Raw genomic sequence first — 25,131 nt, 5'->3', positions numbered from 1 at the left:
TTTTTTAATCTAAAGCAAATGGTAAAGCGAACCCTGTTTTTCGGTAACCCCGCTTATCTGAGTACAAAGAATGAGCAACTGGTGGTAAGTTTTCCTGATGAAGACAAACCACCAGTAACCATTCCTATAGAAGATTTAGGGTACATAGTACTGGAGCACCCACAAATTACAATTACAACCGGGGTATTAACAAAGCTCATAGAAAACAAAACTGCCGTAATAACCTGCGATAAACAACACTTACCTTGTGGCTTTTTGCAACCTCTTACCGGTCATAGCGAACAAACCGAACGCTACAGGCACCAGCTAAATGCAAGTGTACCGCTCAAAAAAAACCTTTGGCAGCAAACTATTAGTGCTAAAATAAGTAATCAGGCTTACCATTTAAATGCCAGAGAAATAGATGCAAAAAAATTAAGGCGTTGGGCAGACGAAGTTAAAAGTGGCGATGCAGAAAATCACGAAGCTATAGCTGCAGCATTTTATTTCCAGAATCTTTTTACACACATACCGGACTTTAGCCGAAATCAAAAGGGTGTGGCACCAAACGGACTATTAAATTATGGGTATGCAATACTAAGAGCCATAACTGCAAGGGCATTAATAAGTACAGGGCTGTTACCCGCTGTAGGTATTTTTCACAGTAATAAATATAATGCTTTTTGCCTGGCAGATGACATTATGGAGCCTTACAGGATATATGTTGATGCATTAGTATATGAATTAACGAAACAGGGTGATAATTTTGAGGAACTGTCTACACAAATCAAAGCGCAGTTGTTAACTATACCCGCACTTGATGTTGTTATAGAAGGAAAACGTAGCCCGCTTATGGTTGCTATGAGCCGTACAACAAATAGCTTATATGAATGCTATACAGGTGTAAGCAGAAAAATACTGTATCCGGTGTTTGAACTAACAGTATAAATATAGTATATGGAGCCTGACCATTATTCAAGATTAAACCAGTATCGTACTATGTGGGTATTAGTGTTTTTTGATCTTCCGACAGAAACAAAAACGGATCGCAAGGCCGCAACAAAGTTTAGAAAAGAGTTACTGGACGATGGCTTTACTATGTTTCAGTTTTCAATATACCTGAAGTTTTGTACCAGCCGAGAAAATGCCGAAGTGCATACAAAACGTGTAAAAAGAATTTTACCAAAACAAGGAAAAGTAGGTGTAATGCAAATAACGGATAAGCAATTTGGGATGATGGAAATTTTTTACGGCCAGAAAGAAATACCCAAGGACACCCCTGGACAACAATTAGAACTGTTTTAGGACTAAAAATCCTGCATTTATATTTTAGAGTTTACTAAAACATAGATGTTTTTTTAAATTCTAAAAGCAACATTAAATAACAGGATACCAGTTTTTTAGCACTGGTATCCTGTGAATCATCTACTAAAGATACAATTTTGAAAGCAATTCACAACAATACACCACTTTACCGTCTACTACTTTTCCTGTGAATCATCTACTAAAGATACAATTTTGAAAGCAATTCACAACATATAGTGCTTAATCATAAACTCCTTTATCCCTGTGAATCATCTACTAAAGATACAATTTTGAAAGCAATTCACAACTGTTTATTGGTTGATATTTGGTTAAAGTGTCCTGTGAATCATCTACTAAAGATACAATTTTGAAAGCAATTCACAACCATCTTGGCTTTATAGTTTGTTTCTGCTCACCTGTGAATCATCTACTAAAGATACAATTTTGAAAGCAATTCACAACTCTGTATCAATATTCTTTTCTACAAGGTATCCTGTGAATCATCTACTAAAGATACAATTTTGAAAGCAATTCACAACGTAGAATCAATTGCCCTTTCAATGGGAGATCCTGTGAATCATCTACTAAAGATACAATTTTGAAAGCAATTCACAACGTATAGCACTATCAGCAAATATTTGCTTGCCTGTGAATCATCTACTAAAGATACAATTTTGAAAGCAATTCACAACGGCCCGCAGTACATTAACGAGATTTTGCACCTGTGAATCATCTACTAAAGATACAATTTTGAAAGCAATTCACAACTACCTGCGGACCTGATATTACCACAACGTTCCTGTGAATCATCTACTAAAGATACAATTTTGAAAGCAATTCACAACTAATTTTGAAGTACAAAAAAATAACTTAAACCTGTGAATCATCTACTAAAGATACAATTTTGAAAGCAATTCACAACTGGTGGATGGGCAGGTTACCACCGTAAACACCTGTGAATCATCTACTAAAGATACAATTTTGAAAGCAATTCACAACTGTAATACCCTTTTACCTTTACGGTTTTTTCCTGTGAATCATCTACTAAAGATACAATTTTGAAAGCAATTCACAACTAAATCGGCTTCATCCCATGCATACTCGGGCCTGTGAATCATCTACTAAAGATACAATTTTGAAAGCAATTCACAACGTGTCGGTTTGCATGGTGTTTAGGTTTTTTCCTGTGAATCATCTACTAAAGATACAATTTTGAAAGCAATTCACAACAAACCAAAGACAAAGAAAACATTCGTGTTGCCTGTGAATCATCTACTAAAGATACAATTTTGAAAGCAATTCACAACCGATAACCTCATCAGGAGATGCTCCCATAACCTGTGAATCATCTACTAAAGATACAATTTTGAAAGCAATTCACAACATTTAAATTGTCGTGTATATCAATTTTGCACCTGTGAATCATCTATTAAAGATACAATTTTGAAAGCAATTCACAACCATATTTGGCGACTTTATAGCCATAACGGCCCTGTGAATCATCTATTAAAGATACAATTTTGAAAGCAATTCACAACAACCTTTAACTTTGTTATTTGACATTATCGCCTGTGAATCATCTATTAAAGATACAATTTTGAAAGCAATTCACAACTATTTCACCTAATTCCATTTATAATGTTTCCTGTGAATCATCTATTAAAGATACAATTTTGAGAGCAATTCACAACATATCAGTAAGTATATGGGTAAAGGCAGCACCTGTGAATCATCTATTAAAGATACAATTTTGAAAGCAATTCACAACGACACGTAAAGCAAAGTCGTTTTTAAGTCTCCTGTGAATCATCTACTAAAGATACAATTTTGAAAGCAATTCACAACCGATACCACCCGAAAGTAACTACCACACTTCCTGTGAATCATCTGCTAAAGATACAATTTTGAAAGCAATTCACAACTTGCTCGCTATTCAAAATCGAGGAATAGTTTAATAGATATGGTGCTTATAAACTGTTTTAATTTCGCCTCTGTGGCAGTAAATTCATAATCAGTGTTATAATCGCTATATTCAGATTCTGCATTAAATGAACCCTTGTGCTGTTTTTGACCATAAAAATAATAAGCTACGTTTCCGTAAATACCCATGCCAAATTCGCCGCCAAAACCAAAATCAAACCCCACGCCAGCAGCAGCCGATGAAAAGTTGCTGAGCAGTTTGCCATCAGTAGTACCCGTGGTTCGGGTATCAAGCGGTATTTTTATGGTGCTGTCTGTATAGGCTTCTTTGTCGCCAATCTGCATAAAGTTGTATTTGTATATCTGCTCAAAACTAAGGTGTATTGTGGCATCATCATTTAAGGCAAATCGCTCCTGAAAGCCAGCTACACCCCTGAAGAACTTTATTTCAGAATCAAAGCTAAGCTTCGTCTTATCAGTATATGCAGGCTGCCCGCCGCTGTAAGCCGCAAAAGAAGCATCAGGAAAGTCCATTATACCCAAGCCGCCCCCCAGCATAAACTTAAACCACCCTGGCAAAAATAGGAAACGCAGCTCCAGGTTATAGGTTTCGTAGAGAGTATCCGGGTTATTTTCAATAAGGCTTGTGGGCTGCAGACCAAGTGATCCTACCAATTCCCAGCGGGTAGAGGCACTCATAAGGCTTACAGCACTCTCGGCCATCTGATAAGATGGGGTTATTTTATTTAGTTCGTTTCTTAAGTATTGCACTTCGTCATCGGCTCCATACATGTTCATAAAATTATCACATTCGGTTATTACATAATCTACATAATTGTAAAAGCTCATACCATCAATGGTTACACTATTAAGATTGTACATATAATTGCTGTCATTCTTATAAGACATTACGTAACCATATTTTAGTTTAAGTTTGTATTTGCCCACCCTGTAATAATCTATGGTGGTGGTTTCTTCCACCTTTTTATTGTCGGTTTCTGTAGCATTTTTGCTATCGGCAGTTTTTTGTATCAATGGTTTGCCGGTACTGCTGTCGCTTCCGGCTGTTTTAGCGGCCTCCGTTTGATTTACTGTGGACTCTGATTCCGACTGATTATCATTGGGGTTTTGCTCCTTTGAAAGGCGTTCTTGTTCTGCTTCCTGCTCTCGCTTGTTTTTTTCGGACTCTATTTGTTCCTGCTCCCGCTGTTTTTTCTCGGCTTCCTTTTGTTCCTGCTGCTGCTTTATTTTTTCATTTCGTGCTGCGGCTTCTGCACTGTTTTTGAGTTCAATAAGCTGAGCCCTCGCATTATTAATCTGGTTTTGAAGTGAACAGGAGTTACACAACTGTGATGCGTTATCTAAGTAACCTTTTGCCGCAGCAAAATCGCCGTTGTTCATTTTGCTGTAGGCATTGTCTATGTATGATTGTATTTTGCCAAGCTTAGGTTTTATAAGGCTAACGTTACTTACCGAGGCAGACAATGCTGCGTTGCCGCTGGTAACACCACACTCTGTCTTTGCATTAAATGAGCCATTATATTCGCCAAAATTAACGGTTTTACCGGCAGGCACTTCTGTAGTAAGGCTACCGGATTTAACGGAGCCGCATGTAAGGTTGATGGCATAACTAAAAGATATTTTAATATCGTCGGTACCATTGTTTTTTACTACCGCATAATATAACTGGCTGTTTGACGGGTCTATTCCCTTAACCACAATAGTTATATTAACACCGCCTTGGTCGTTATAAGCGTCAAATTGTTTGGTTTGAGCGGAAAGTGTGAGGCCAAATAATAAAATTGACAGGCAAATTAGCGTTCTAGGGATTAATTTTTTCATATTTCGTTTAATTAGTTGTTAATTCCCAGTTCGGACTGAACAATGTGCAATTTCAAAAATAGAAAAAGAGGTAGTTTAAAACAATCACTAGTTTTAGCTATTTTTTTTTGAAATTTTACATATAAAAACTACTAATTATACGATAAAAATGAATTTTTAAAAGAAAAACCTTTGATGTATTTCTTTCGAAGGAAATTTGGTTTTAAATTTTGACACATTTCAAAACCAAAAAGTGAAAATTAACCTTTTAACAACTATTTCACTCAATGTAAAAGGCAATGGCATTGGGCTTAAATTCTGTAATTTTTCAAATATAGAATTGCTAATTTTAACCGGAGTTGTTTACTACTGGCGCTATAAGTATGTTGGCGATTTTTTTTTGGCGTGAAAGAGCTTCAATGATTTTTTTTACCTATTGTAAAATTCTATACCTACTGAAAATCCGTTTTAAAAAAAATATATTGTTTTTAAAAGGCAATAGTAATGTATTCAATTTTAAATCCATGCTTCCTTTACAGACTTTGAACCGAGCTCCACTAATGAAGTACACCCTGATTTACTAAAAATATTTTTCCGATGTGAGTTTACAGTATGCACTGAAATACACAGAAGTTCGGCAATTTCAGATGTGCTCTTACGGTTAAGAACCAGGCGCAATACCTGTTTTTCTCTTTTTGAAAATAAAGATTTACCAGGCAGTAAAAGTTGTGAATTTATCGGCACATTATAAAAGGACGGCTCGCCATCTAAACCGAGAAACGACAAACCAGACGGCACATTATCTGTCTTAAGATGTGTAATATCAGTTTTTACGCCTAAAACACGGATAACCGAACCACAATCATCTGTTTGCAGGGTTACGTTTTGCATCAGCATCCATTTGTAAGAGCCATCTGCGCAACGCAAACGGTAATCATAGCTCACTTTATATTTAAGTACTTTTTCAGGAAGGAGGTTACTAAAAAAATCGGTTACTTTTTGTTGGTATGCCACAAATCTGTCTTTGTCGTCCGGATGTATCTTTTCGAAAACATACTCTACAGTAAAGTCCTTTGGCGAAATGCCAATTATATCTAAAACTTTATCATTAACGTATTCCATTTCTACCGAAGCAATATTAATAATGTAGTAATAGAAATCTCGAGGATGAAAAACGTTGAGCATTTTTTTTATACACTTCCAAATCAAAGTTAGGCAAAGTTCTCCCGTCGTTGTTCCGGGCAATTTGATGCCACGTTTTTTTCATTTCATCAAACTTAATTATTTCCATAATCAATTATAATATATCAATTTACCTATTTCAAAAATACTAAAAACTAAAAAATCACTAACATTAGTGACTGTTTAGTTTGTTGGTTGTTCTAATTTTACATTAAAGGAATTAATTAGAAAAAACTTTGTGAATAATCTCTGTAAACTACCGCCTTTAATTCTTTTTACGGCAGCGGAAATACAGGACACAGGGAGAAACCGGAAACGGTTAAGTTAAAAATACTCAATATGAGTATCGGAATAAAATAGCCCTAGATTCATAATAGAAACAATTAGCAGAATAAGTCTTACAATTTCATAGAAACATACTGGATGAAAATATAATAAATATGCCAAATTAAACTGATAAAGCAATCATTATAAAAAACTTAAAAGTAGCCTTTATGCTACTAACAATACTTCTCACCCACCCTATCCTCGGGCAAGTAATTACAGATAAAGAATACGAAGAAGAAACGGGAAGGTACATAGGGAAAATAATTGCAGATAATGAAAAAGAGAGACAATATATCCCAAAAAAATACGAGTTTTTGGGATATAGTTACAATGCTATAATCGATGAACCTAAACAAAATGGCACTAATTACAAAACGGATAAAACGGATGACGGCAGCAGAGATGTGATTGTAGTAGATAGTTTCGGCTACAAAAATAAAGACAAGATGATTGAAGAAATCGTTTATTATTTTGACAAAAAACCGAAAATGTGAAATAGTAGAATCAATTAAACCTGTTCCTTACTCTCTGGAAAATGGCAACTACATTATATTAACCATAAATAGTGTTGAAGATGAACACTGGATGTGTAAAAATAGTGGGCTTTGCGAAATAGAAAAATACACTTATTTTGATTTGCCTGTTTACAAATGCAAGGGAAAAGAATCTTATTATAGTGTACCTTATACAGAAGATGTAAACCAGGACGGCATGATAGATATTGTAACTTTTTTGTACTTTCGTGATGCACCGAAGCCTTAGCCACTACCAGAAACTCTCCAATTTAAATTATGAAATCAATAGCTACCATTTTGTTTTTTCTAAATTCTGTCTTTGCTTTTTCTCAAACAACGAAAATCATTAAAATTCTGAATAAAGAGATAGCAAAAGAAATTATAGCTCAAAAAGACACAATTAATTACTTTGGAGAAAAGTTTGATGTAATAAAAAACTTTTCTTTGGAAAACAATGTCTTGAGTATTACATTAAAAAGGAAAAGTTATTACGGAGAAGACTTCTATAATGAAATAAGACAAGTGGAGCTATGTAAGATAAAACGAATCGTAAAAGACGTTAATATAATTTTTGAAACCGAACCCAATGCCGTTAAAATTACTCAAATCAATGCACACGGGGAAAAATCAGAAAAAACGACTGATATGTTTTTTCTGCAAATGTCCTCCGAAAAACAAAATGAGTATGTAGCAGATGATTTATTAGTTGCTTTTCGAAAGGCTGGATATACAATAGAAAAAGGATTTTGGTATGATTAAAAAATTTTTAGTTTTATTTATATTGGTTTGGTTGCAAACCAACGCTCAAAAAGCTGCAATAGACAGCTTATTTAGAGTACAAGACTATTTGTTAGAGGTAAAAAGTAGTGTAAACTCAAACGAAAGTCCAAAAAAGAAATTAGAAAAATTGAATCGTTTAATACAATCCGCAAGTACTCAAAAAGATATTTTTAGCAGGAACATTACTAAAATTTCAGGAAATACAGAGGAAACAACCCAGCTTAAATCGTCTCTAAACTTCATTTTACAATCCTTAGTATTATATACAACTGATTTAAAAAGGAATAATATGAAATCAGCAGAAAATGAATTAAAATATATGAATAAGAATATTTCTCATTTAGTTTATAAAATTGATTTTCATTGTAAGATGGCCAAAATAAAAACAGAAGAAAACACTCACAAATGATACGAGAGCGCTTTACAGATGAAAATAAGTTGCTCACAGAATTTCAGTCGGAAGTTTGGGTAAAGTGTCCTTGTTGTGAAAAAAAAGCCATTGCTATTGCTAATTGCGAAACAAAAACGGCTCGCTTATTTTGTATAAATTGCAGTTATCTTAAAGAAATATCCACAGAAACAGAATCTTCAGGTGGAAAACTAAACATAATAATGGCGGCACATAGATACTTCGATGCAGAGCTATGGCTGCAATATCAGTATAAGAGTGATGTTTTTTTGGCATATAACGACCAACATTTATATTATTTAGAGCACTATATTTCTGCAAAATTGCGAGAACATAAAACCCGTACACATTTTACTCTTTTAGAAAAACTGCCTAAGTTTTACCACGAGGGCAAAAACAGAAAAGCTCTTTTAAAAATTATTAAACATCTGAAAACTCGTTTCTAAAAATAAGTGTTCAAAGTTTATCGTACGACGACAAATAATAACATTATTTTCTAGCACTATCCTTATTTTATATTTATTTTAGAGCTTAAAAAAATATTAAAGCCACACAAGAGTTCGATTTTAGTCCTTTATAGTTTACATAATACCAAACAACATATTAATTCTTACTTTTTTTGACGATCCCTAAATTCATGCCTACACTATCATTTGATAAGGTTACAAATATATTGTTGTATGCTTTGCAAACATGACCGAAGGGCGATACACCCTCTTGCCGTTTACACCTACAATACCGGAGATACCAATAAAAAATACAGGAATGCTGGATAAGTTAAACACCTGGTTTACTGAAGAATGAGTAAAGGTACATGAAGCAGTAATTCTCGATGATAATAAAATTGAAAATCATTATTTTAGAAATAATACCACAATGCAAGTTTATGACATAAAAACAAAATATTATTATTAGCATCAAAATAAATTTAAAAAGATAAACTGATGGATATTATTGTTGAACAACTTACACAATCTAATAATAAAGGAGAAGAGTTTAAAAAAATAGCAACAATTTTATTAAAATCTATTAACGATTGGCCAATTGAAATTATCACTTTGGAACAATTTGTAAATGAAGTACGTTATTTCATTCAGAACGTTCATACCAAAAATAATATTTGTTTTACATTAAATAGAGTTAATTATTCAGTAAATTCTTGGCAAGCAGAATCATTGTATGGACTTCAAGATGTTTTCGAGTTTTATCAAGATGGAATTTCTTTATATGATATAATTAAGGATATACTTTCGAAAGTTAAAATTTAATGCTGTAATATTTCGATAATGTAGTACTGTTTCAGATTAGGTGTTTTTATAAAAGATTCTTTAATAGACTGAAATAGATACAATACCTAAATGTTAGATTTGATAATAAAGGTAACCGCTGGGTTGTCTTTGTTTTTGTAAATAATCTACTTCCACCCTAATCATTTGGGTAGCATCAACTACATAACCAACCAAACCGGGAGGGTAAGCCAGCACATGGAATATATGCCGTTTGGGGAAACACTCTTAGATGAGCATATTAACTCATTTAACTCTCCATTTAAGTTTAACGGAAAAGAATACGACGAAGAAATCGTAGCAAAGCTAAGATTCATAAAACACCAAAACCAATAAAATCAGTAGAATAAACAGGAAATTATTATTACTCAGCGCGTTATTATGACCCTAAATTTAGTATTTTTATAGGGGTGGACCCGCTGGCGGATAAGTATCCGGGTATCAGCCCTTTTGCGTATTGTTTGAATAATCCGGTGAAATTGACTGATCCCGATGGAATGGCTCCAACGCCACCTAACCTTAGTCGCATTACAATAGTTGAAAATGTTATGAGTGGTAAGAAATGGATTAATTACAATAATAACATTGTAACAACAACTACATTATTTGGAATGGAAGTAGATCGAACATCTAGACACGGAGAATGTGCAGACTATAGTAGATTACAAGTAGAACAAGGCTCAAATGGGAACTATACAGCTAAAGGTTCAAAAAGCAGAATTGATATGTATGTTGAAAAAGGAGGAGATACATCTAAACTCGATTTACAAAAAGGGGTTGATACAATTATTGAAAACTTGGCTGATGGTAAAGCTGTAATGGCAGGTGTTATGTATGATCCTGAACACGAAACAGGTAATGCAAACGGAGCAACTAATCACTATGTAACAATTGTAGGAATGGGGAGAGATGATCAAGGTGCTTATTTTTCTTATTATGATAATTATTCAGGGAGATATATACCAGCATCTGAACAAAAGTCAATAGGTACTGATATTGGTAAAAACAAGTTTAGACTGCATTTAGATAGTAAAGGAAATTATTATTTTGCTGATGCTGACAACAATATTCCTTTAAATGAAAATAAAGAAGTTAAGCTAAATATTAAAGAAAATAGACCTTCAAGATATGTATTAACCGAAATTAGAGACAATGACTAATAGTTGTATGAAAGCATTTAAAATAACAATTTGTTTATTACTTTTTTTGAATCTTATTAGTTGCTCGAAAATGGACAAAAGTCAGATTATAGGAAATTATGGAATAGACAAGGGTGTTTTAAGAGATGCTAATGTTAAAATTGAAGAGTACACTACTTTATCTTTAAATGAAGACAATACTTTTCAATTAAGAAATTACAAAGATGAAGTAAAAGTAAATGGTCAATGGGAAGTTATTGAAAATATGAATAAAGAAGAAGTTTTAATCAAATTCCATTACTCTAACAAGCAGATTACGGCATTGTTGAAAGGAACAATATTTACTTTTGAATATCCAAATGATTTTTATGATGGACGATATAGACATCTTATATATGTAAAATTATCAAATAATTAAATCATAAAACTCATTCTTTCATGAAGTTAGTTAGGTTATATTTTAGTTTTTTCTTGGCAATCACCAAGTAATGTTTCAGATGAGGTGTGATAATAAAAAGATGCTTTATTAGCCTAAAATACATAACAAAATTTCAATCTTATATCTAATAACAAAGACAACCTTAGGGTTGTCTTTGTTGTTTTTAATAATTTACTTCCACCCTAATCATTTGGGCAGCAGCAGTTACATAACCAACCAAACCGGTAGGGTAAGCCAGCACATGGAATACATGACGTTTGGAGAAACACTCGTAGATGAGTATATTAACTCTTTTAACTCACCGTTTAAGTTTAACGGAAAAAAATACGACGAAGAAACCGGAAATTATTATTACTCAGCGCGTTATTATGACCCAAAATTGAGTATTTTTATATCTGTTGACCCACTAGCGGAGAAGTATCCAAGTTGGTCGCCGTACAACTTTTGTATGAACAATCCAATCTATTTTATTGATCCAGACGAACGAGAAGTAAAAAAACCACCATTGAGAGGAACTAAAGAATTTAATAGTTTTGTAAAGGATATAGTTAATAAAAATAGTTCTTCTGTAAATTGGAGTTATAAAGATGGTACTTGGCGTTATGATGCAAAAAAACAATCTTGGATAAGAATTGATGAAACCAAAGGGAATAATATTAGTTTCAGTCCTTACAAAACTAGCACTACACACAAAATAATAAAATCAGGAGTTGTTTTAGCAAATGCTTATAGTGTTTATAATGAAGTTGTTGCAGGTGTTGGGGCTTTATTAGCACCAGAACCAACAGGCGTTGCAAAAGCGATTGGATTATATGGTATCGCTGACGGAGCCACGAGAATACTAAGTTCTCCATTAGCATTATACGGTACTATAACTGAAAATGAAATGCTTGAGAATGCTCCTTCAAATGTTCTTGGTTTAGTTGGAAATATAATTGATAATATAAATTCTCCAACTGAATCATATACAACAGGCGGTAGTGTACAGTTTTGGGGTGAACTTACAGGAGATTTTGGATTGTCAAGGAGAAATCTTATCAATACGTTAGAAAAAGAAGCTACTACAAATATGGACAAAATAATTAAAGGAGGGAAAATTGTTAAAGGTTGTCTATTTTTACCTGTAAACGGAACTATAAAATCTAAAAAATTACAAGAGAATGAATGATTTTTTTAGAACAGAAAAAGAGTTTTATATTATTGTCTTTCTTTTTATAGTTACACTTTTACTAGTGATTTATTTAATTAGAAAAACATTTTTAAGGCTAAGAAAGTTAGACAAAGATGATTTAATTAAAGAAAGAGATAAATCATTAAATAAATCTAGTAAATCTATTATTCCGAAAATGATATTAGATTTGTTTTCTTAAATTATATTTTTAGTAAAAAAAGATAGATAATAAGCATAAAAAAACCTTGCAAATTGCAAGGTTTTTTTATTATAACATTGCTGCATTTTTAGCAAAAAATTCTTAAAAAATCAAATTGAAAGAATTCTTAAAAAACTTTCATGTTGAAGCTTTGGATTTTGAATGTGTTAATGAGGGCTAAGAGCTAATGACAGAAAAAATCTTCGTGTCTTGATAGAGTTAATGATATTATAATGATTCCATAATCGGTAATGTTTAAGATTAGGTATTTTTACGAACTGATACTTTAAAAGCCGGTAATATTTCAGATTAGGCGTTTTTACGAACTGACGCTTTAAAAGTCTGAAATACACAACAAAATTTCAATCTTATAGATAGCATCAAAGGCAGCCTTAGGGCTGGCTTTGTTGTTTTTTAGGCTTTAAATAGCTTTTAATTGACTTATATCTCCGTGTATGAAATAAGGCATGAGAATAGTACGAAGTTTAAAAGATAGATTTTTTAAAAACAAATTACCTGATAAGCGAAAAATGCCCACGATACTCTGTACCGTCCTGCTGCTGAATTACAAACCAATAATCAGTGGCGGGCAAAGGGTGGCCGTTAAAGGTACCGTCCCACCCCCTGTCATTTGGTTTTACAGTGGTTATTAGCTTGCCGTAACGGTCAAAAATAGTTACCAGGATGCGTGCCGTGGCAGCATATTTAATATGCCAGTAGTCGGACTGACCATCCCCATTAGGGGTAAAGAATTTTGGATAGTTTAGCACCGCCACTGTTTTAACTGTAACTCCACATCCACCTTTGTCTTTTACATGCACAGTATACAGCCCACTCTCAAGGCCGGTAAATACGTTATCCTGCCCGTACGTGCCCCCGTTAAGAGCATACAGATTGTCTGGGCTAAATGGTAAAACTGTAATGCTGTTGTTGTTTCCTGCAAAATCAGTGGTAATTATATCGCTTACATAAGGCGCGTTATAAACATTTACGGTAAAGTCCTGTGTGTTTTGGCAAGTAACCCCTCCAACTACAGTAGTAATGGTGGCAGTATATGTTCCTCCTGCATCTGTAAAGCTTGCGTTTTGACCTAGTGCGCCGTTAGACCATTCATAACGATAGTATCCCCCTGGCAGCGACAGATTCAGTTTTTCTCCCTTACAGATATTATACACGGCTTCCAGGCCGAAATCAGGTTTTGGGATCGCAATGAGCAGCTGTTTAATTATGTAAGGACAAGAGCCAGGCGCCACCACCCTGTAATATACCGTTGTGCTGCCAGCCGTAACGGATAGTGTAGCATCAAGCGTATTGTTAGCTGTACCGTCTATAGCATCATTATAATTGTTATAATAGCTAAATTGGTAGTTATCTTCAGGCAAGGCTGCAGTAATCTTAGCCTGCTGTGAGGCGAGGTTAAACAATACCGGGCCGTTAACTTCGCACTCTATATAATCGGACAAGTCTAAATTAGTGGCATGGCCTGCCTTTAATTCAATGGTTCCGGTACCTATACATCCGGCACTGTTAACCAACTTTACATAAAGCGTATATAAAGGCGTAGTGGTGGTAAACGAACCTGTATTTACAATCGGTATAGCATTAGACAAATCTGATGCAGACGCATAGAATGTTACCGCATATTCATTACTAAGATTTAGAGACGGCAGGGCATCAGCAAGATTAAATATCTGCTGGCCAGTGCCAAAACATTTTTCCAGCGTATAGGCAGGGACAACAGGTGGAGCTATGCTTTGTAGCAACAGATTAGACACCGCATTACACCCACCTGGCAGTGCTACAACAACAAAAATTTGGGAAGACGTGGTAACCGTATAAGCCGTAGGGTTTGCGACTGCATTTATTTGCTGCTGCGCGTTTTGCGGATCGTCATAATAAGTAAATGTTGCACCCGGTATCTGGGTAATTAATGCTTGTGCCTGTGTAAGGTTAAACGGGGTGCCGTTACAACCGGAAAGCATTACGTTAGGCTCTACCGCTAATGCGGGTTGATTTACTACAACCTGCTGTTGCTGTGTGGTTACATTACCGCTGCTGTCAGTATACGTCCAGTTGATAGTATAATTACCGGGCACATTGTACACTAACGGATTTATAGTTGTTGCCGTTATCATGCCATCGCATCTGTCGGTAGCAGTAGGTATCTGGGTTACGCTAAGGGTGCAGTCTGCAGTAAGTGGAGGCAAATTGGTTACGGTAGGTACGGGCAGTTCTGTATCGCCTACTACAATCTCTATAGTTTGGGTGGCATCGCATCCCGTAGTGCCAGTTATGGCACAGCTGTATGTACCCGCCTTCAGCGCTGTAGCCGATGGTATTACTGGGTTTTGCTGTGTAGAGGTAAAACCATCAGGACCGCTCCAAAGGTAGTTTGCCCCACCCTGGGCGGTAAGGTTTATGGTTTGGCCTATACATACGGGTGAATTTGAAGACACTGTACTAAACGAATTACAATCGCGAAACTTTACAATATAAGTAGCACCTACATTTGCAGGAGAAATACTACTTTGATGTGCACCTGGTGTGGCTATGCCGGTCATACTGCCATTTGTTATGCCGTGCATGTAAATATCTCCTGCGGTATCAGTTGCTACTGCGCAATTTTGTTCCGCTTTATCACCGCCATAATAAGTGCCCCATATGCGCTCTCCCGCTGCACCAAGTTTAACAAGATATGATTTAGAATATGTGCCTTTAACAGGCATGTAAGCATCGGGTGTAGCTATGTTTTCATTAGAACTCGCATCTCCGCAAAATAAGGCTTGGTCGTTTTGGTTAACTGTAAGTCCGGTGATTTGGCTGGGAAAATAAGTTCCGTACAGTATGTTTTGGTTCTGTGTGTCAAAACACATCACAAAATAAGAGTCGGTGCCGTTGTCGCTAATTACATAGCTAGGAAATAAACTACCTGGAGTGCCAATGTTATTTGTACTGCTGGTACGCCCCTGTAAATACAATTTTGAGCCACGCAGTGCAGCTCTAAACATATAATCATACCCAGAGCCACCTGCATAAGTGCTCCATAATCTTGTTCCCGCAGTGTCAAATTTACCTATAAAGATTTCCGGTGTGCCATCCCAGTTTGGCTTATATGTACCGGGTGTTGTCATGTTTGCACTGTTTGTTGTACCGGTAACATAAATATAACCATCATCAGATATATTTACAGTACTTAGCCCATCGGGTCGCGTTCCTCCAAAATATGTTCCCCAAAGGCGTGATCCTGAAGGCGAAAATTTTGATATAAAGCCATCATAACCTCCAGAGAGAGCCGGCTGGAAGCTACCGGTTGTGGCCATATCCTGCGTGCTTTCAGTTTCGCCAACAAAGTAAATGTTGTTGTCGCTGTCGTGTGTAATAGAAACACCACCGGCATTGTCGTTACCATTGGCTCCGTAATACGTTCCCCAAAGCCTTTGCCCTGAAGAATTAAGTTTAACAATATAACAATCAGAATAGCTACTTTTAGAGGCCTGGTAAGCTCCGGAGGAAGTTACATTAGGGTAGCTACTATTGGTTGAGCCACAAAATATAACATTAAAATCAGAGTCTACAGTAATGGTTTTACCGCCAACAGGATAATATGTACCCCAAACCTGCGAGCCATTACTAGATAGTTTTGAGATATAGGCACCACTGCTACCTGATGTATAGGTAGACATAAAAGTTCCTTCTGTAGCCACAAATTGGGTACTGGCTGTTAAGCCGCTCACATAAACATTGTTAAGGGCATCGGTGGTTATATAACCGGGAAATGCGGCAGCATACCCGCCAAAATAAGTACCCCAAAGCCGTACAGGCACAGGGTCTATAATTATTTCCTTACCTTTTAATGAGGTATTAGCAGCAAACCCATATACATTTTTGCCCAGTCGCCTGTAGTTTATGCCAAGCGTTTCTTTTACGGTACCTGATTCTGTCCAGCTCAGCGGAATGGTTTCTTCAAAATCACCAAAACGTACACTGCATTTTATTACATTATCCTGAAGCCGGTTCCTGGCTCCTTTAATCCTGAACTTTATATCGCTTATATTGCCATTTTCATGCACTACAAAATTGTATTCTACGGGCTTTGAAGTATCATCAGGAATAGAAAACACCAGGTCTATGCCCGTATATAAATTCTGATACACTACTTTTTTATAGCTATTAACCATTTCTATCCCGGCAGACTTCCATGGCATGTTGTAGTAGTTAGTGTGCGACGCCAGTTTTTCCTCCCCTATTATTTTGACAAAGGGGTTGGCTCCCTCAAAGTCAAAATCTACCCTGTGTAGTTGTGTGGTATAGATATATTCAACCGTATCTTGCTGTGTGGACAAAAGGCCATAATGCTTTATCTTTTTTTTGCGGTGCTCGGTCCGGTAAAAATCATAACTAAATCCTGATTTACGCAGCTGTATGTTCATCCCGGGGGCATTCAGAAGAAAAGCAACATTATTATTCGGTTTGTTATGTTGGTTGCAAAGCTGGCCTTTGTTTTCAACAAAACCAGTACCGCCTGCATTTTTAAAATCGTTTTGCGCATGCAGCAACGTTACAACTAACAACAATAGTAGGGATATACTCTTTTTCATGGTAATTGGTTGGAGTACAAAATTACAAATTCTTTAGGACTGGTGAAATGTTTATTTTTGAGTTATTAGAAAACCTCTAAATTGGCACAAGCTGTTTGACTACGACCTTTGGGCGTCCTCCGTTATATGTACAGATTGTGCAGATATACAGCAGGATTTTAGTCAAAGGAAACAAAATGCGTTCATTCAGCGCGCAAGCAACAAAACGAATATTACTTTCAATCGCTTTTCTGTTGGCGATGACACATTAAAAGCGGCTGAAATTATAGAAGCAAATTCGAATTAATAGCCTAAATTGGCACTCCCATACATTTTACGATAAATAGATGAAAAACCTGAAATATATTTTTGTATGCTATTGTATCTTCATAAATTATGTTTTCCCGCAGGGTAAATTTGATAACTATCAGTTTAGGAATATACAGGAAACGAGTTCTAAAAGAGCTATCTCATCTATTGTTCAGGACAATAACGGTTTTTTGTGGATTGGTACAATCGGTTCAGGATTATTTCGGTACGATGGCGTTAACTATGTAGGATATCGGTATGACCAAAAGAAAAAAGGTTCGCTAAATAGTGATGTAATCTTTACCACATTTGTAGACTCATATAATAACTTATGGGTTGGCACAGATGAAGGATTGTGTTTATACAACAGGGATTTAGATAATTTTACAAAAATTACTATTGAAGATAGGATTAAAAACGGATTTCATGAACCGGTTACTATCAAAACAATTGCTCAGGATAATAGTGGTAATTTAATTTTGGGTACCTATGGCTTTGGATTGTTCAAACTCAATATTAGAACTCAGAAAGCTACACCGGTAAGGTCGAAATTATTTCAAAAACCAAATTTTTTGATAAAATGTTTCGCAAAAAACAGACAGGGAACTATTTATTTGGGAACCAGCTATGGCCTGTTAGAGATGGAACCTAATGGGAATATAAACCAGGTTTATACCGACAAATTTAAAACCAAGGGCGTTTCAGATGATATTGAAAGTATGGTTATAGATAAATTTGGGTATATATGGCTTGGTACATTTTCAAATGGTTTAACTAAAATTAAGCCTGAAACAGATAATTATGAGTATGAAAATTATGCAGTTACCAAAAATAAAATCTTATCTGTTATACAAAGCCGGCACGATTACATTATATGTGGTACCGAAAATGATGGGTTACTTATTATTGACTTTAAGGGCCGTATCGTAAAAAAGTATTTACACAATAAATACGATGATTTTAGTTTAAAGTCTAATTCAGTATGGTCCTTGTATGAGGATAAAGAGAAACGCCTTTGGTTAGGCTACTATAATAAAGGACTTGGCATATTTGATAAACCTAACAGTAAGTTCACAGCTATAGAATCGCTTGTAAATAACGACAATTCACTACAAACAAGTTATGTAACATCTGTTGTTAAAGACAAGGAAGACCGGCTGTTAATAAGCAATGAAGGCGGTGGCCTAGACATTTATAACCTCCGCGACAAAAATTTTATCCATGTTAATGACAAAAATCAAGGTTATTATTCCGGCTTAGATGCGCATTACATTCAGACCATATTTATAGACAGCAAACAAAATATTTGGATAGGAAGCTGGGATCGTGGAATCTACTTTTTAAAAAAAGGGACTACAAAGTTTATAAATTACAACACAAAAAATACACCGGGGCTAAAATCAAACGGGGTGTTTAGTTTTTCAGAAGATTCCGGAGGGAGAATTTGGATTGGTACGTTTATAAAGGGACTACATTACTTTGACAATAACCGCAATACATTTGTGCATTGTAGCTCTAAACCATTTTCAGATAACGGATTAGACAATGCCCTTATACGTAAAGTTTTGGTAGATTCTGATAATGTTTTATGGGTAGGCACCATATTGGGCCTGTATCAGGTACGTTTTGTTGGCAACTCAGGTTTTAAGGTAACCCCTATGCATAGCGCAATGTTAAGTGACATGCCCAAACACAAAAGCGTTCAAACTATATTGTCTATTTATGAGTCTAACGACAAAACAATTTGGGTTGGAACAGATGGTGCGGGGCTGTTTAGCTACAATAAAAAAAATAAGGCTTTTTTAAACTATAATGATTTTCCCGGCTTTACAGAGAAATCTGTACGCGCTATAATTTCAGATAATAACGGAGCTTTATGGGTAAGCGGCGGAAATGGGCTTACCAAACTTGACCTTAAAAACAAATTCAGCACTAATTTTAATAAAGACGACGGTCTTATAGATAATGATTTTAATAACAATGCGGTTTTTAAAGATGGCAATGGCAATTTATATTTTGGCGGATATGAGGGAGTAAATTATTTCAATCCTAACCAAATCAAAAAAAATGAGAAATCACCAAGGCTGTATTTTAGTGATTTAAAATTATTTAATTTCTCGGTAAAGCCACAAAATGACTCCTCTCCCCTATCTAAAGTAATTTCCCAAACAAAAGAAATTACCCTTAACCATTCGCAGTCGGTTTTTACGATAGAATATGTAGGGATAGATTATAATTTCCCCAAGAAAATTCAGTACGCATATTACCTTGAAGGCTTTGAAAAAAGCTGGAATTATGTAGGAAGTAAAAGAACGGCTACCTACACTAATTTACCACCCGGGGAATATATTTTTAAGGTTAAGTCGGCTAACGGCAACGCATCATGGAATAAGGTACCCTTAGCACTGAAAATAATCATTTTACCACCCTGGTGGAAAACCTCGTGGGCATACCTTGCTTACACATTACTGCTGGCTTCTGTAGTGATATATCTTAACAAAATTTACCAGGACCGTTTCAAGGCAAAGCAGGCTATACTTTTAGAAAAAGAGAAACTAGTACAAACTGAAAACTTAAACAATAAGAAACTACAATTTTTCACCAATATATCGCATGAGTTCAGAACTCCGTTAACCTTAATAATAAATCCGTTAGAAGATATATTACGGAGCAAAGGCATACCTGAGGAAATTAAAACCAAACTGAAAACAATACACAAAAGTTCTACCAGGCTATCCAGGTTAATTAACGAGCTTATGGACTTTAATAAAATACAGTTTAATAAAATACCTCTTAAAGTAAGAAAGATTGACATAATAGGATTTACAAAAGATGTTGTAAGCTATTTTGATGATGAGGCTATTGCCAGAAACATTACGCTTGATTTTAAAACCGATACAAATGAGCTTGAAGATTGGTTTGACCCAAATATGCTTGAAAAGATAATTTTTAATATTCTTTCTAACGCGTTTAAGTTTACACCCGATGATGGTTTTATAGACGTTATTATTGAAAATTCAAGACCTGACAACTTTTTAGTTATTGAGGGAAATGCTGTTCCTGCGATTTCCATTTCCATAAAAAACACCGGTTCGGGTATAAATGAAAATGATTTGGAAAGAATCTTTGACCGGTTTTACCAGGTGGATAATTTAAATAAAGCATACTACGGCAGTACCGGGATTGGCCTTGAGGTTGTAAAAGAATTTGTTGAGCTACATAAGGGTAAAATATATGTTGAAAGTAAAGAGGGAGAAGTAACGACATTTAAAATTTTGTTCCCCGCAGGCAATTCTTTTTACCATGAAAGTGAAATAGTTCATGAATCGTACAAGCGTAAAAAAAGTGATAAACGACTAAGCACTGAATTAAATGAAAGCCAAGATATTGATTATGAATTTGATGAAGAAGTTCAGGAAGAGGTTGTAAAAACCTACACTGTTTTAATTGTAGAAGATAATGTAGAGCTCAGGTCTTACCTTAAGGAAGAGCTCAGCAAGTCATATAAAGTAATTGTAGCAGAGAATGGTAAAAAAGGTTACGAGCTTGCTGTTGAGAGGTTACCTGATTTAATTATAACAGATGTTGTTATGCCTGTTATGGATGGTTTACAGCTTTGCAAGCAGATTAAAGGTGACTTAAAAACGAGTCACATCCCTTTGTTGATGCTCTCTGCAAAGGCTATGGTAAAAGACAAGTTAGAAGGAATTGATTCCGGCGCAGATATGTATTTAAGTAAACCTTTTGAGTTGGATATCCTCAAGGCAAGCCTGGCACAGCTTATTACAAGCAGGCAAATTATTTTTAAGAAATTCTACACAGGGATTACAAAATTGGGTATGGACAAAACTACTACCCTGGATAATGAGTTTATTCAAAAAATCCTGCAGTGTATTAATGAGAATATAAGCGATCCGCAACTAAGCGTAGAATTTTTATCTGAAAAAGTGTTCCTGAGCCGAAGCCAGCTGTATCGAAAAATAAAAACGCTTACGGGCGTGTCGGTAAATGAATTTGTTAGAAACGTAAGACTAGAAAAAGCAAAGCAACTGATAGAATTAGGCAATAACAATATAAACGAAATTACCTATATAGTAGGGTTTACCTCTCCTTCGTATTTTTCTAAATGCTACAAGGCTAAATACGGCAACCTGCCTACACAAGATAAAAAACCTAAAAAATAGACAAAGTTTGATTGCTATACATGAGATTTAAGCTACTAATTATGCCTCCATTAAATGGAGGCATTTTTATTTTATACCAACTCCGCTAATTTTAGTTTACAAAACTCTGTGCACAAAATGTCTATTTAGAAAAAATACGCGCTATTTTTTATCGGTAGTAGATTTTACACCCCTTTTTATGACGATAATTCATTAACATTTTTATTTACAGTGTTTTGAATTTGTCTAATAAAACGTTTTCATAAGCGCATAATGCAACAAATGTGCTATAATATGCTTCATTTATGTCATATTTCCGCGCTTTAACAATTTACATTCGTCATGTATCTGATACGTATTTTTTAACATTTCCCAGATAGCTGTATTTATCAGGTTAATGTCCATTTAAAAGTATATAACCAAACTCTAATTTTATAACTAACACAAAACTCTATGCAGAAAATTACATTAAAAAATGTCCTGTGTTTACTACTATGCATGTGGGCAAATTTTCTCTGTGCCCAGACCGTAAAAGGTAAAGTAACATCCGGGGGTGTAGCGTTACCGGGGGTAAGCGTAATAGTAGAAGGTACACGCAACACAACGGTTACCGATACCGACGGCAATTTTGTTTTAAACAACGTGGCAGATAATGCCCTTCTTACCTTTAAATCTTTAAACTATATTGACGTAACCACTCCTGTTAATTTTAAATCAGTAATGCAGGTAAATATGATTTTTGAACCCCAAAAATTAAACGAGGTGGTAATCGTAGGATATGGTACCGCAAAACGGAAAGATATAAACGGTGCGGTTTCTTCGGTTAAGGCATCTGAAATTCAGGGTAAGCCATTTACATCTATCGATCAGGCTCTTGTGGGCAAGGCCGCAGGTGTAAATGTTACGCAAAACTCTGGTACGCCCGGCGGAGGTATCTCGGTTCAGATCAGGGGTATTACTTCTATTAACGGAAATGAGCCGCTATACGTTATAGATGGCACACCGGTATTTGCCGATAAAAACAATGATTCTTTCTCGTTTAGCGCCTTAGGCGGAGGGAGCGGACAAACAAAAAACTCTGCTTTGGCTGGCTTAAACATGTCTGATATAGAATCTATTGACATTTTAAAAGATGCTTCGGCAACTGCTATTTATGGCGCAAACGGCGCAAATGGTGTGGTTTTAATTACAACCAAAAAAGGGAAAAAGGGAAAATCGACTGTTTCTTATGAAACCTACATGGGTGTTCAGCAGGTTATAAATTTTGTAGACGTGTTGAATTTGCCACAATATGCAAAGTATCAAACAAAAGTTTTGGAGTTAAACGGCGAGCCTATCCCCTATCAGTATCAAAGGCCCGACTTACTGGGAAAAGGTACTAACTGGCAGGACGAACTTTTTAGGTCGGCTGCCATATACAATCACCAGCTGTCTTTTTCAGGCGAAAAAGAAGGGACAAGATACTATTCGTCTGTAAACTATTTTAATCAGGAAGGGGTTGTTTTAAACTCAGCTTTTGACAGAATGTCGGTACGATTAAATGTTGATTCTGATGTGAAGCCCTGGCTAAAAATTGGCAACAACGTTTCATTAAGCAGGTCTACCCAAAAAGTTGTGCGAAATGACGACAGGGGCGGCTTAGTAATGAACTCGTTAAGGCAGTCTCCTGAGTTGCCGGTAAGATATCCGGACGGTTCCTTTGCCGGGCCTATAAACGGCTTAGGTTCTTCTGCAAATGAGGCTACTAATCCCATTGCATTAGCGCAGTATAACAATGCCCAAAATGAACGGTATAAGATGAACGGAAACTTGTTTGCTGACATTACGTTTACAAAAGGATTGGTTTTCCGTTCGGAACTAGGGTATGATTTAAATTTTGCAAAAAGTAGTTCGTTTGTTCCAGCCTACACGTTAGGTAACGTTACCGAACTCTTAAACAAATCGTTTAAACAGCAAGACCAAAGCTATTACTGGAATGTAAAGAACTATTTAACATACGATAAGACGCTTAACGACAAACATAATTTTACATTACTACTAGGCCAGGAGGCGCAGGAAAGCCGTTATGAATATTTAAGCGGTTACAGGACCGGGGCATTCCTAAGTTCAAACTTCCCTAATTTAAATTTAGGTGATATTGACACGGCTTTAAACGGAAATGGTTCAGGAAGGTGGTCTATGACGTCTTACATTTCCAGGCTGAACTATAGTTTTTCAGATAGATACTCCCTTACAGGCTCTATGAGGGCCGATGCTTCCTCAAACTTTGGGCCTAATAACAAGTGGGGCTATTTCCCTTCACTTTCAGGCGGATGGACGCTGAGTAATGAAAAGTTTTTTGAACCACTTTTAAACACTGTAAATTACCTAAAATTTAGAGCCGGTTATGGTTCTGTAGGTAACCAAAACATCCCTGCTAACAGGTATCAAACGATATTAACCTTAATAGCATCTCCATTTGGCGGCTCATCGCCTACAATTGATAACTTAGGCAATCCTAATATTAAATGGGAATCACTTAAATCGTTCAATGCCGGATTTGATGTAGATGTTTTTAACAGCAGGGTAAAATTAGCCTTTGATTACTACATAAAAAACTCATCGGATTTCCTTACAAAACAAATCAATGACGAGTCTAACCAAAGTGCGCTTAACTATTACCTAAATACTGGTAAAATTCAAACAAAGGGTGTTGATTTTACATTAAATACCAGAAATATAGATTCGGGTGATTTTACGTGGGACAGCACATTTATTATATCAAAATATAAAAATGAACTGACCAGCTTCCAGGGTGAGGGAAAATCGTTGCTTGGAAAAGTACAATTTGACCTTTATACCGTTACCAGAACTACCGAAGGGCAGCCGGTAGGCCAATTTTACGGTTATGTTACAGACGGGCTATTTAAAAATGCTGCTGAGTTAGCCGCCGGCCCCGTACAGGAAGCAGGTACGTCAGTAGGCGATATTCGTTTTAAAGACCTTAATAAAGACGGTAAAATCGACTCTAAAGACCAAACTAATATAGGCAGTGCAATACCCGATTTTACCTACTCTGTTACAAACAATTTTAAGTATAAAAACTTTAACCTCTCTGTAGTGTTAACCGGTAGTCAGGGTAATGAAATTTACAACTTTACACGTCATTACATAGATGGTATTTACCCGGGATTCGGAGACAGGTATGGTAATGTAAGCACGCGCGCTTTAAATGCTTTTGAGGCCGGTGTAAATGAAAATACAAATGAGCCAAGGATTACACTTACTGACCCTAATGGTAACGGAAGGATTTCAAACAGGTTTGTGGAAGACGGTTCGTATTTAAGGATTCAAAATGTGTCGTTAGGCTATACTTTACCAAGTACTATATTCGAAAAATCTATCTTCTCTTATGCAAGGATATATGTAAATGTGCAGAACCTGTACACGTTTACAAAATATTCAGGCTTTGACCCTGCATTAGGAAACTTAGATCAGAATATAACATTGAGTGGCATTGATTTAGGGCGATACCCTGTTCCAAGAACCACATCAGTGGGTGTTGATATAAGATTTTAATTATTATTAAAATGGTTAACTTATTAATTAGTATAGTTATGAAAAAAAGTTT

General features: G+C 35.7%; 16 protein-coding genes, 1 pseudogene and 1 CRISPR repeat array. Of the genes and pseudogenes, 14 read left to right on the top strand and 3 right to left on the bottom strand.

Annotated elements, in window-relative coordinates; all coding sequences use genetic code 11:
- The first annotated feature begins 18 nt into the window (after positions 1-18).
- Positions 19-927: a type II CRISPR-associated endonuclease Cas1 gene (gene cas1, locus ACLI08_RS07890; RefSeq protein ID WP_411427926.1), complete on the top strand. Its 909-nt coding sequence runs from the start codon at positions 19-21 to the stop codon at positions 925-927.
- Positions 928-936: 9 nt separating this feature from the next.
- Positions 937-1,284, top strand: coding sequence for a CRISPR-associated endonuclease Cas2 (gene cas2, locus ACLI08_RS07885; RefSeq protein ID WP_411427925.1), 348 nt, complete (start codon positions 937-939; stop codon positions 1,282-1,284).
- Between the two features lie 108 nt (positions 1,285-1,392).
- Positions 1,393-3,206: direct repeats of the CRISPR family, unit length 47 nt; unit sequence CCTGTGAATCATCTACTAAAGATACAATTTTGAAAGCAATTCACAAC.
- A gap of 7 nt (positions 3,207-3,213) precedes the next feature.
- On the opposite strand, the gene ACLI08_RS07880 is transcribed toward cas2, so the two are convergent.
- Together ACLI08_RS07880 and ACLI08_RS07875 are read right to left on the bottom strand one after the other, a co-directional pair.
- The gene (locus ACLI08_RS07880) at positions 3,214-5,046 is read right to left on the bottom strand and encodes a hypothetical protein (RefSeq protein WP_411427924.1); all 1,833 of its coding nucleotides are present in this window, start codon (positions 5,044-5,046) and stop codon (positions 3,214-3,216) included.
- Between the two features lie 495 nt (positions 5,047-5,541).
- A complete protein-coding gene (locus ACLI08_RS07875) occupies positions 5,542-6,210 on the bottom strand; it encodes a LuxR C-terminal-related transcriptional regulator (protein ID WP_411427923.1) in 669 nt (222 codons plus the stop codon).
- A 491-nt stretch (positions 6,211-6,701) separates the two neighbouring features.
- Here ACLI08_RS07875 and ACLI08_RS07870 point away from each other — a divergent pair, with 491 nt between their 5' ends.
- From ACLI08_RS07870 to ACLI08_RS07825, 10 genes and pseudogenes are all read left to right on the top strand, one after another.
- Positions 6,702-7,028 (top strand): hypothetical protein, encoded by a 327-nt coding sequence (locus ACLI08_RS07870; RefSeq protein ID WP_411427922.1) that lies wholly within the window; start codon positions 6,702-6,704, stop codon positions 7,026-7,028.
- A gap of 297 nt (positions 7,029-7,325) precedes the next feature.
- Positions 7,326-7,808: a hypothetical protein gene (locus ACLI08_RS07865; RefSeq protein WP_411427921.1), complete on the top strand. Its 483-nt coding sequence runs from the start codon at positions 7,326-7,328 to the stop codon at positions 7,806-7,808.
- Positions 7,801-8,238 (top strand): hypothetical protein, encoded by a 438-nt coding sequence (locus ACLI08_RS07860; RefSeq protein WP_411427920.1) that lies wholly within the window; start codon positions 7,801-7,803, stop codon positions 8,236-8,238. The genes ACLI08_RS07865 and ACLI08_RS07860 overlap by 8 nt, the downstream gene beginning before the upstream one ends.
- Complete coding sequence (locus tag ACLI08_RS07855) at positions 8,235-8,684, top strand: hypothetical protein (protein WP_411427919.1); 450 nt, start codon at positions 8,235-8,237, stop codon at positions 8,682-8,684. Before ACLI08_RS07860 ends, ACLI08_RS07855 begins: the two co-directional genes overlap by 4 nt.
- A 498-nt stretch (positions 8,685-9,182) precedes the next feature.
- Complete coding sequence (locus tag ACLI08_RS07850; RefSeq protein WP_411427918.1) at positions 9,183-9,506, top strand: hypothetical protein; 324 nt, start codon at positions 9,183-9,185, stop codon at positions 9,504-9,506.
- A 165-nt stretch (positions 9,507-9,671) separates the two neighbouring features.
- Positions 9,672-9,860 carry a hypothetical protein gene (locus ACLI08_RS07845; protein WP_411427917.1) on the top strand — a complete coding sequence of 63 codons (189 nt, stop codon included), beginning with the start codon at positions 9,672-9,674 and terminating at the stop codon, positions 9,858-9,860.
- A 26-nt stretch (positions 9,861-9,886) separates the two neighbouring features.
- Positions 9,887-10,684, top strand: a pseudogene (locus ACLI08_RS07840) (RHS repeat-associated core domain-containing protein); the annotation flags it as partial.
- 7 nt (positions 10,685-10,691) lie between these two features.
- Positions 10,692-11,081, top strand: a complete 390-nt coding sequence (locus ACLI08_RS07835; RefSeq protein WP_411427916.1) for a hypothetical protein — start codon at positions 10,692-10,694, stop codon at positions 11,079-11,081.
- Positions 11,082-11,352: 271 nt separating this feature from the next.
- A complete protein-coding gene (locus ACLI08_RS07830; RefSeq protein WP_411427915.1) occupies positions 11,353-12,270 on the top strand; it encodes an RHS repeat-associated core domain-containing protein in 918 nt (305 codons plus the stop codon).
- Positions 12,263-12,472, top strand: coding sequence for a hypothetical protein (locus tag ACLI08_RS07825; RefSeq protein WP_411427914.1), 210 nt, complete (start codon positions 12,263-12,265; stop codon positions 12,470-12,472). Before ACLI08_RS07830 ends, ACLI08_RS07825 begins: the two co-directional genes overlap by 8 nt.
- Positions 12,473-12,984: 512 nt before the next feature.
- On the opposite strand, the gene ACLI08_RS07820 is transcribed toward ACLI08_RS07825, so the two are convergent.
- Positions 12,985-17,070: a T9SS type B sorting domain-containing protein gene (locus ACLI08_RS07820; RefSeq protein ID WP_411427913.1), complete on the bottom strand. Its 4,086-nt coding sequence runs from the start codon at positions 17,068-17,070 to the stop codon at positions 12,985-12,987.
- Between the two features lie 326 nt (positions 17,071-17,396).
- Between ACLI08_RS07820 and ACLI08_RS07815 the strand changes: the two genes are divergently transcribed.
- Positions 17,397-21,542, top strand: coding sequence for a two-component regulator propeller domain-containing protein (locus tag ACLI08_RS07815; RefSeq protein WP_411427912.1), 4,146 nt, complete (start codon positions 17,397-17,399; stop codon positions 21,540-21,542).
- A gap of 477 nt (positions 21,543-22,019) precedes the next feature.
- Complete coding sequence (locus ACLI08_RS07810; RefSeq protein WP_411427911.1) at positions 22,020-25,079, top strand: SusC/RagA family TonB-linked outer membrane protein; 3,060 nt, start codon at positions 22,020-22,022, stop codon at positions 25,077-25,079.
- Positions 25,080-25,131 lie beyond the last annotated feature (52 nt).

Origin of the sequence: Flavobacterium sp. RNTU_13 (assembly GCF_046614455.1) — a bacterium.
GTDB lineage: Bacteria > Bacteroidota > Bacteroidia > Flavobacteriales > Flavobacteriaceae > Flavobacterium.
The sequence above is the reverse complement of the archived record's forward strand: the minus strand, read 5'-3'. Positions and strand labels throughout refer to the sequence as shown.